This is a genomic window from Rhodococcus mengyinensis (assembly GCF_048381435.1).
GTDB classification, from domain to species: Bacteria; Actinomycetota; Actinomycetes; order Mycobacteriales; family Mycobacteriaceae; genus Rhodococcus_F; species Rhodococcus_F opacus_D.
This window is the reverse complement of record NZ_JBLWIT010000107.1, coordinates 26,001-33,466: the sequence shown is the minus strand read 5'-3', so window position 1 is coordinate 33,466 and position 7,466 is coordinate 26,001. Positions and strand designations below refer to the sequence as shown.

Sequence of the window (7,466 nt, the reverse complement as noted above, 5' to 3'; positions counted from 1 at the left end):
ACGATCTCGTCGGGGTCCTTGGTGTCGAGGACCAGCGGGATCGAGTTCAGGCCCGCGAAGTTCTTGAACAGGGCGGACTTGCCCTCCATCACGGGCAGGGAGGCCCGCGGGCCGATGTCCCCGAGGCCGAGTACCGCGGAGCCGTCGGAGACGACGACCACCAGGCGGCTGGTCCAGGTGTACCGGTCGGCGAGGGTTTCGTCGGCGGCGATGGCGCGGGAGACCTGCGCGACGCCGGGGGTGTAGGCGATGGACAGGGCGCGCTGCGTATCGAGGGCGGTCGTGGTCTCAACCGAGAGCTTCCCCCCGATGTGGCCGGCGAAGATCTCCTCGTCGGTCAGCTCGACCTTCTGCGGTGCGGTGGCTTCGGACACGACAGTCACGGGTGTACTCCAAAGGTGTTGGGAGGAAATAGGTGGTGGGATTTCAGTGCGTGTCGGCGAACCGGGCCGCGGGTGCGGAGAGCACCTTGCCGGACCAGCTGTGGTGGGCGGGGTCGGCGAGAAAGACGAGGGCGGTGTCGAAATCCGGAGTTATGTGCTCGTCGGGGAAAGCGGGTGACGGGAGTTCGTCGATCAAACGGATGGTGTTGACCTGTACGGTTCGCGCGCTGATGTCGTGTGCCGCGGCGGCGGTGAAAGCCTCGATCGCGCCGTCGATCACCCGACGGGTCAGGGTGGATTCCCCTGTGTCAGCGGCTAATCGGTCTACGCCGACGACGGTGACGATGGACCCTGCGCGGTTGCGGCCACTCATCGACTGCATCGCCCGGCGCACGGTTGTGAACAACATCCGCAGATGAGCGAGGAGGAATCGGTCCCAGTCGTGCGGATGGATCGACTGGAGCGGCGTGCCGGTGGATTCGGGTCCGGGGATCCAGGCGGCGTGAATGACGGTGTCGACCCGGCCGTGGGTGTCTTCGATGCCGGTGAAGAGCCGGTCGACCTCCCCGTCGATCGTGAGATCGGCGACGGCGGCGGTCGCGCGGCCACCGACGCCGGTGATGTCCTGGGCGACCTGCTCGGCCGCCTCCGAAATGAAACTGTGTGCGATGACGTCGAATCCGTGCGTGCCGAGAGTGCGGGCGGCATAGGCGCCCTCAGGCTGTTCGACGCCGGTGACCAGAACCAGTCTGTCTCGTGCGGGTGGAGTCTGCGGGTTCAGCGGAATGGAGTCCACCAGGGCTAGTCCGTCCTTCTGGGATAACTCGATCGTCAGGGTGCGCCGGTGTCGGCGAGGATCCGCTGGGCTCCGGCCACGGCGACGGCTGTCATCCGAGCCGCTGCAGGGTGTGCCCCATGCGGTCGCGTTTGGTGGTCAGATACGACCGGTTGTAGACGGTCGGTGACGACTCGTGTGGGATTTGTTCGGCGACGGTGATGCCGTGATCGCTCAGGGCCCGAACCTTGTCGGGGTTGTTCGTCATCAGCCGCACTCGGCCCACCCTCAGGTCGTCGAGGATTTCGCAGGCGACGCGGTAGTCGCGGCTGTCGACCGGCAGGCCGAGGCTGACGTTGGCGTCGATGGTGTCGAGGCCCTCATGTTGCTGGAGTTCGTAGGCGCGCAGTTTGTGACCCAGGCCGATTCCGCGGCCTTCGTGTCCGCGAAGGTAGATCAGGACGCCGGTGCCGGCGTCGGCGATCGCGCTCATGGCGGATCGGAACTGGGGGCCGCAGTCGCAGCGCAGGGAGCCGGCGAGGTCACCGGTGATGCATTCGCTGTGCAGCCGGACCAGCGGGGCGTCGTCGGCGGCAACGTCACCCATCACCAGGGCCAGGTGCTCGACGCCGTTGCCGGGTGCTTGATAGGCGAGCGCGTCGAATGTCCCGACCTCGGTCGGCAGGGTGCTGCGACCGGACCGGAGAACGATGTTCTCGGAGCGGGCGGCACTGTGGCGCAGCGGTGTCACCGTGCTCGCCGCGCGTGAGCGCCAGGCGCGCAGTTCGGCGATGGAGATCATCGGGATCGAGTGCCGTGCCGCGAGTTGCCGGAGGTCGTCGCGGCGCATCATCTCGCGCCGGTCGGGGGTGACGATCTCACAGAGCAGGGCGGCGCCGCTGAGCCCGGCCATGCGGCACAGGTCGACTCCGGCTTCGGTGTGCCCCGGGCGCTCGAGAACACCTCCGGGCTTCGCGAGCAGCGGCATCACGTGGCCGGGCCTGGCGAGGTCGGCGGGGTGCAGGGCGGGGTCGGCCAGTGCCCGGATGGTGGCGCCGCGATCGCCCGCACTGATTCCCGTGGTGGTGCCGTGCCGGTAGTCGACGCTGACCAGGAAGGCAGTGTTGTGGGCTTCGGTGTTGTCGGGGACCATCAGGTCGAGACCGAGCTTGCCGGCGCGGGCCTCGTCGATGGCGACGCAGAGAAACCCGGATGTGTGTTCGAGGAAGAACGCGACCGCATCGGTGCTCGCGTATTCGGCGGCCATGATCAGGTCGCCCTCGTTCTCGCGGTCCTCGTCGTCGACGACGAGGACCATTCCCTTGTTTGCCAGTGCGGTGACCGCGTCCGAGATGGTCGACATGATCGCTGGCTCCTTCCTTGGCGAACACACGGAGTGTGGTGGGACGTTCTGGGTCGAGGCGGAGTCGCGGGCTGACATCGTTGTCGGCCCGACGACTCCGCGCTCGGGATTGTGGGTGGTTACCGCTGGTGCGGAGCGGAGGTTTGGCTGAGGCTGCGGCCCATCGTTTCCGGGGCGAGGAGCTGGGAGACCGAGGCGCCGACGACGCAGATGCCGGCGGCGATGAGCATCGTGGTGCCCGCGCCGAGGTTGTGCATCGACCAGGGCAGCAGGAACGTGCCCAGACCGGCGCCGACGCGGCTGAACGCGGTCGCGAAACCCGTACCGAGGCCGCGGATCTCGGTCGGGAAGATCTCACCCGGGTAGACACCGGTCAGCGCGGTGCACATGGCGTTGGCGAACGCGAAGACCAGGAAGCCGATCAGCACCAGTACCGGCGGTGCAGAGGTCCACAGCCCGATGGCGGCGAGGACCGCGGCGCACACCCACTGCTGCGGGATGGTCAGCTTCCGCCGGCCGATGCGTTCGATGAGCAGGACCGAAACAACCACACCGGCGAGGGCGAGGCCGTTGACCCCCAGGGCGCCGACGAGTCCGTCACCGAGACCGTAGTCGGCGAGCACGCTGGCCGCGAAGGTGGCGATGGCGAAGTACGGTGCCACCACGCAGAACCAGAACACGGAGATGAAGATCGTCGCGCGCCGGTAGGCCGGGGAGAACAACATCCCGAAGGTGCCCTTGCGGGTTTGCTCGTTGGTGATGTCGAGGACGTCGGCGGGGTCTTCGAGATACGTATGGGCGATCTCGGTTGCCTCTTCGGTGCGGCCCTTGTTCATCAGCCAGCGCGGGGATTCGGGCATACCCAACCGGGCCAGGAGCAGGATGACGGCGGGCAGAGTGCTCGAGCCGAGCACGATGCGCCAGTCGAGGGACCACACGGTGGTCATCAGGAAGCCGGCGATAAAGGCCGTCATGAATCCGAGGTACCAGGCGACCTCGTTGCAGGCCATCAACCGGCCGCGCAGACGGGCGGGAGCGAATTCGGCGAGCAGTGGCCAGCCGACCGAGTAGTCGGCGCCGATCGCGACGCCCATCAGAAGCCGGACCAGGAACAGCTGCCACGTCGAGTCGACGAAGAACTGCAGGACCGAACCGACGGTGAAGATCGCCAGATCGATCGTGAACAGCGGCTTGCGGCCGAGTTTGTCGGCGAGCCAGCCACCGAGGGGGCCGCCGATGAAGATGCCGATCAGCGCGGACGCCCCGATCAGCCCCTCCCAGAACAGCGACATGCCGAGATCGAGGGTGATGGCCCCGATGACGGTGCCGATGATGCCGAGGATGTAACCGTCGATGAACATGCCGCCGGCGATGACACCGGTCAGCTTGACCAGGAAGCGCTGCTTGTCGACTGACTGTTGGCCGATGTCCACGGCCTCGTTGTTCGTGATGGTCATCAGGCCTCCTCGCTCGTGCGCTTGGGCGTGGCGATCACGACCGACGACGGTGGGCAATCGCCGTGCGCAGTGGCGGATGGGCGGGAAGCAGATGTTCGCACGTGTTGTCACAACCTTCGTGAAATGGTGCACGGCCGCGGAATCCGAGGGATCTCCGGCGACTGCGGGTCGTTGGGATGGGCTCGATCGGTAGGGCGCTGCAGCTCAACCGCGCTGCGTGTTCATAAACTGAACGATGTGGTCAAAAGTGTGACATGGGACTCAGGGCGCGTCAAGACCTGTCCCGGGACGCGCGATGAATCCGGGCGTGCCGCCTCGCGGTCGGCGCCGGCGGATCGCGCCCCACTTATGGCGCCAGCTGGGAATTCGGTACCCGTACCGCAAGTCGCCAGCGCCTGGGCCCGTGCGGTCGTGGGTCGGTGATTGGCCGGGGGCTGCGTCGCTCGAGTGCGGGCTGTACGCATGCTTCCCCTGAGCGCGCTCCGCCCGGCACACGCCCGGCGTCCGTCGCTCTTGACAGATTGTGACCTACAGCTCAGGATCAGTGGCGAGAGATTTTGAACGAGACGTTCAGTTTATGAACATCACGCGTACACAGGGGTCCCGAATCCGTCCCCTGAGTTCACGGCGGTGAGGAGTGGATATGGCGGACAATGCCCACCAGCAGCACGAAGCCGATGTCGTCGTGGTCGGCGGCGGCATCGCCGGGTTGATCGCCGCCCGGGAACTGTCCGGCACAGGACTGAGTGTCGTGGTGCTCGAAGCGCGCGACCGGCTCGGCGGACGGGTGTGGACCGACCATCGTCTCGGTCGGGACCTCGAGATCGGCGGCACCTGGATGCACTGGGTGCAGCCGCACGTGTGGGCCGAAATCACCCGATACGGACTCGAGGTGACCCGCGGACCGCGCGCGGAGCAGGCGTACTGGCTCGCCGGCGACCAGGTGCGCACCGGCACGCTCGATAAATTCATGGAACTGATCGATCCCGGTATGCGTCGGCTGCTCGCCGACACCATGAAGTTCGTCCCCCGGCCCGATCTGCCGCCGGCAGCACCCGAGCTCGCGAATATCGACCGGTACAGCGTGCAGGACATGCTCGACCGATTACAGCTGAGCGAGGACGAATACCAGGCGAACGAGGCGGCCTGGGTCGGCCACTTCAATGGCCCTCTCACCGAGGGGGCATTCACCACCGCCCTGCGGTGGACCGCTGCCGCCGCCGGCTCGTGGCATTTGATGCACGAGGCGTCGGCAGTATTCCGCCTCGCCGACGGCACCCAGTCCCTGGTGGCGGCGATCGCCGCCGACACCACCGCGGAGCTGCGCACCGGCGCGGAGGTATCCCGCAACGTGATGGGGAACCTGCCCACCGGTGTGGTCGCCCTGTCCGGCATCACCGCCGACGCGGAGTTCCCGTGCGGCCTGGTGGTCGGTACCTTCCAGTCGTTGTCGCTGGATCCGCCGTTGGTCAGCTTCAGTGTGGCGCACACCTCCACCAGTTGGCCGAAGGTCCGGGCCGCCGGACGACTGTGCGCCAGCGTCCTCTCCGCCGGCCAGGAGTCGGTGTGCCGCGCCTTGTCGAGCAAGCAGCCCAACAAGTTCGCCGAGATCGACTGGTCCCTCTCCGAGGCCGGATCACCCCGGATCGACGGGGCGCATGCGTTCGTCGACTGCGAGGTCACGCATGAACTCGACGGCGGCGACCATGTCATCGTCATCGCCCGGGTGTTTCAGATGGACGCCGGACACGGCGAGCCTCTCGTTTTCCATCAGGGCCGACTCGGTGGAATCCGGCAACTCACCGCCGCCTGACCCACACACCCCGGCTGCGCCGCACTCCGGCGCGAGCCTCGAACTCAGAAAAGGATTTCGCATTTCATGACTGACACCCGTTCGATCGAGCAGGACACCACCGACGCACAGCTCGACCGCCTCCTCGACGCCGCGGCCGCCGCCGCACCGCTCTGGGAGGACCGCACCCCCCACGGTCGCGCCGCTGTGCTCGTCGCGATCGCCGACGCCCTCGAGGCGCACGCGGAAGCGCTGGTCGCCGAGGCCCTCACCGAAACCGGGCTTCCCCAGGCTCGGTTGAGCGGTGAACTGAACCGCACCTGTGTGCAGTTGCGGATGTTCGCCGAGGAACTGATCGACGGCACCTTCCTGGACGTGATCATCGACCGCGCAGATCCCGACTTCGTCCTCGGCGCCCGCCCGGACCTGCGCCGGTATCAGATCCCCGTGGGCCCGGTCCTGGTCTTCGCCGCCAGCAACTTCCCCTTCGCGTTCTCCGTCGCCGGCACCGACACCGCCTCGGCGCTCGCTGCCGGCTGCCCGGTGGTGCTCAAGGCCCATCCCGGCCACCCCCGCACCTCCGCCGCCACCGCCGAGGTCGTCGCCGGGGCACTGTCCGCGGCCGGCGCCTCCGACGGCACGTTTGCGCTGATCAGCGGTTTCCGGGCCGGCACCCGCGCCCTCGAGGACCCGCGGATCGCCGCTGCCGCCTTCACCGGGTCCGTCGCCGGTGGCCGTGCCCTGTTCGACATCGCCGCCGCCCGACCCAACCCGATCCCCTTCTTCGGTGAACTCGGCAGCGTCAACCCGGCCGTCGTCACCGCCGGTGCACTCGACGAGCGTGCCGAGGCGATCGCGTCCGGCTTCGTCGGTTCGTTCACCCTCGGAGCCGGACAGTTCTGCACGAAGCCCGGCATCCTGCTGGTGCCTGCCGGATCGCCGATCACCGAACAGATCACCGCCCTCTCCCAGCAGGTGCCCGCGGCGCGGATGCTCACCGCGAAGATCGCCGAGGGTTACCACCATCGGATCGAGGCGGCCGCCGCGGCACCCGGCGTCGAGGTCCTCGTCAAGGGCACCGCATCGACCGGCGAGAGTGGGGTACCCGAGGTCACCCCGACGCTGCTACGCACGACCGCCGAGCAGTTGGTCGCCCAGGCGGACACGCTGCTCGAGGAGAGTTTCGGCCCCGCCGCGATCATCGCGGAGTACGGCTCCGAGGACGAGGTGAACCGAGTCCTGAACGGTGTCGGCGGCACCCTCACCGTGACCGTCCACACCCGCACCGAACCGACCCCCGACGAACGCGACCAGCTCCGCAGGATCACCCGGATCGCCGCCACCCGCGCCGGGCGACTGGTGTTCAACGGGTGGCCCACCGGCGTCGCGGTCACCCCCGCCCAGCACCACGGCGGCCCCTACCCCGCCACCACCGCGGTCTCGCATACCTCGGTGGGCACCACCGCGATCCGCCGATTCCTGCGCCCGGTCACCTACCAGGACGCCCCGGAAGTGCTCCTGCCCGCACCGATTCAGGAACGCAACCCCCTCGAGATCCCCCGCACGGTCAACTCTGCCGGCGAATCGTCCACTTGGGGCCGCGCCCGGTCCTGACAACCGACGAGCGCGCGGTATGCGCCCGAGAGTTCCCCACTTAGCCGCCCCGGCGTTCACTATATGAACGCCGGGGCGGTAG

5 protein-coding genes and 1 pseudogene are annotated in these 7,466 nt (G+C 67.9%); 2 read left to right on the top strand and 4 right to left on the bottom strand.

The window, feature by feature from the left end:
* From ACNJ7E_RS22495 to ACNJ7E_RS22480, 4 genes and pseudogenes are all read right to left on the bottom strand, one after another.
* A pseudogene (locus ACNJ7E_RS22495) lies at nt 1–383 on the bottom strand (NAD-dependent malic enzyme); the annotation flags it as partial.
* A 43-nt stretch (nt 384–426) separates the two neighbouring features.
* A complete protein-coding gene (locus ACNJ7E_RS22490; protein ID WP_418341005.1) occupies nt 427–1,179 on the bottom strand; it encodes an SDR family NAD(P)-dependent oxidoreductase in 753 nt (250 codons plus the stop codon).
* A gap of 91 nt (nt 1,180–1,270) precedes the next feature.
* Nucleotides 1,271–2,521 (bottom strand): GTP cyclohydrolase II, encoded by a 1,251-nt coding sequence (gene ribA / locus ACNJ7E_RS22485; RefSeq protein WP_418341004.1) that lies wholly within the window; start codon nt 2,519–2,521, stop codon nt 1,271–1,273.
* A 119-nt stretch (nt 2,522–2,640) separates the two neighbouring features.
* On the bottom strand, nt 2,641–3,978 hold the full coding sequence (locus ACNJ7E_RS22480) for an MFS transporter (protein WP_280779448.1): 1,338 nt from the start codon (nt 3,976–3,978) through the stop codon (nt 2,641–2,643).
* Nucleotides 3,979–4,621: 643 nt separating this feature from the next.
* On the opposite strand from ACNJ7E_RS22480, the gene ACNJ7E_RS22475 reads away from it, so the two are divergent.
* Nucleotides 4,622–5,791 (top strand): FAD-dependent oxidoreductase, encoded by a 1,170-nt coding sequence (locus ACNJ7E_RS22475; protein ID WP_418341003.1) that lies wholly within the window; start codon nt 4,622–4,624, stop codon nt 5,789–5,791.
* A gap of 66 nt (nt 5,792–5,857) precedes the next feature.
* On the top strand, nt 5,858–7,384 hold the full coding sequence (locus ACNJ7E_RS22470) for an aldehyde dehydrogenase (NADP(+)) (RefSeq protein WP_418341002.1): 1,527 nt from the start codon (nt 5,858–5,860) through the stop codon (nt 7,382–7,384).
* Nucleotides 7,385–7,466: the final 82 nt, after the last annotated feature.

Coding starts and splice junctions, on each gene's coding strand:
- ribA (WP_418341004.1), bottom strand. CDS start 2,521: ATGTCGACCATCTCGGACGCGGTCACCGCACTGGCAAACAAGGGAATG.
- ACNJ7E_RS22475 (WP_418341003.1), top strand. CDS start 4,622: ATGGCGGACAATGCCCACCAGCAGCACGAAGCCGATGTCGTCGTGGTC.
- ACNJ7E_RS22480 (WP_280779448.1), bottom strand. CDS start 3,978: ATGACCATCACGAACAACGAGGCCGTGGACATCGGCCAACAGTCAGTC.
- ACNJ7E_RS22470 (WP_418341002.1), top strand. CDS start 5,858: ATGACTGACACCCGTTCGATCGAGCAGGACACCACCGACGCACAGCTC.